This is a genomic window from Pseudomonadota bacterium, from assembly GCA_026388215.1.
In the GTDB taxonomy this organism is placed as follows: Bacteria; Desulfobacterota; Syntrophorhabdia; order Syntrophorhabdales; family Syntrophorhabdaceae; genus JAPLKF01.
On the sequence record JAPLKF010000275.1, the window covers coordinates 1 to 1,662 of the forward strand.

The following is a 1,662-nucleotide window of genomic DNA, read 5'->3' on the forward strand; positions in this document are numbered from 1 at the left end:
TTCAGGAACTTGAAGGGACAAGGAAAGTTATGATGCAGATTTTTCAGTAGTTATAGAATTTATATATTCCCTTAAAACACTATTCATCAAGGTCTGATAACCTGTTTTTTTCTCTGTGGCAAGTTTCTTAAGAAACAATAAGATATCATTATCCAGTCTCACTGTGGTTGAGATCTTTTTGGGTCTATAAAACCTGCCCCTTACACCTTTAGAGAAATCATATTCTTTCTTTAATTCAAAATCCGATTGTTTCATATTGCTCCTTTTCTTTTTTTGTAGCTTTTCTTGCCGATATAATTCTAATAACTTCCTCTCCATTTTCTTTAAGGTAGTATAAATGTCCCGCTATAATCAACTTCCCTTTGTATGTGGTACCAATGGTTACCCATCTTTCCTCAAAATTGCTGAATCTTTCATCTATAATGGAGATGTGAAATGGGTCGTCAAATATCTCTTTTGATTCCTCGAATGATAATTTATGTTTCTTTACATTTGCCCTATTTTTATTTTCAGCCCATTCAAACTCCATAAAATATTTTAAGTAAATGTAAATACATTGTCAATACATTTCACACGTCACGCTTTAAGAATCACATTTTGCGTTATGGCTGGAACAGTGTTCTGGCGAAATACATTAATGAAAAGGGGCAAGCTATTTGCCAGCCTGCCCCTTTGGAATTTTCCTGTTTTTGCTTCTTTCTGCTTACTCACCCTGTGGAATAGAGAATCTGAATTCATTCCACAGGGCAGGCTCCTTACTGCTTTTTCTCCCCTTTTTCCTTTTCCTTTAGCGCCTTCAATATTTTTTCCGGTGTGATGGGCAGATCCTTTATCCTCACGCCTACCGCATCATATATGGCATTAGCAATTGCAGGTGCTGTAGGGACAAGTCCCGGTTCCCCTATGCCTTTTGCACCGAAAGGCCCATCCTTTTCGTCTGTTTCCACGATTACGGCCTCAACCGGTGGCACATCCTTTGCGGTGAGCATCTTGTAGTCGAGGAAGTTTGCATTCATTAACCTTCCATCACGGAAGATCATCCTCTCACTCAAGGCATAACCAAGCCCCATAAGCCCGCCGCCGTATATCTGTCCTTCAAGGAGCATCGGGTTAATAGCCTTTCCCACGTCATGGGCTGCTATGTATCTCAGGACTTTCACCTGTCCTGTCTCCCTATCAACCTCCACCTCAACGCCATGTGTACCATAAGCATAGGTAACTGAAAGGTTTCCTTTAAGGTCTTTATCCAGATTTTCATTTGCAGGGTCATAGAAATATTCTGCCATCAACATCGTGCCACCAGAGGCGTAATGGGCATTCCTCAATACCTTCCCGAGGGGAATGTTTTTCTCCTTATCCTTTGTTGAGAATATAACCCCGCTCCTAATGTCGAGCACTTCAGGACTTTCACCGAGACTCTTTGAGGCAATCTCAAGTATCTGTGCCTTTATCTTCTTTGCAGCGCCAAGCGCCGAATTCCCTGCTACAAAGGTTGTTCTGCTCGCATGAACACCCACATCCCAGGGGCACACATCCGTATCATTATTTATAACGTTTACATCATCAACATTCACACCGAGCACCTCTGCCACTATCTGGGCAATAATCGTCTCCGAACCCTGACCTATCTCTGATGAACCTGTGAAGATATCTATCTTTCCA

The 1,662-nt window shown here is 41.6% G+C and carries 3 protein-coding genes; all 3 read right to left on the bottom strand.

The window, feature by feature from the left end:
• Positions 1–27: 27 nt before the first annotated feature.
• On the bottom strand, positions 28–255 hold the full coding sequence (locus NTU69_12655; GenBank protein MCX5804355.1) for a BrnA antitoxin family protein: 228 nt from the start codon (positions 253–255) through the stop codon (positions 28–30).
• On the bottom strand, positions 236–529 hold the full coding sequence (locus NTU69_12660; protein ID MCX5804356.1) for a BrnT family toxin: 294 nt from the start codon (positions 527–529) through the stop codon (positions 236–238). The genes NTU69_12655 and NTU69_12660 overlap by 20 nt, the downstream gene beginning before the upstream one ends.
• Positions 530–755: 226 nt before the next feature.
• Positions 756–1,662: molybdopterin-dependent oxidoreductase (locus NTU69_12665; GenBank protein MCX5804357.1), on the bottom strand; the 907-nt coding region annotated here is incomplete at its 5' end.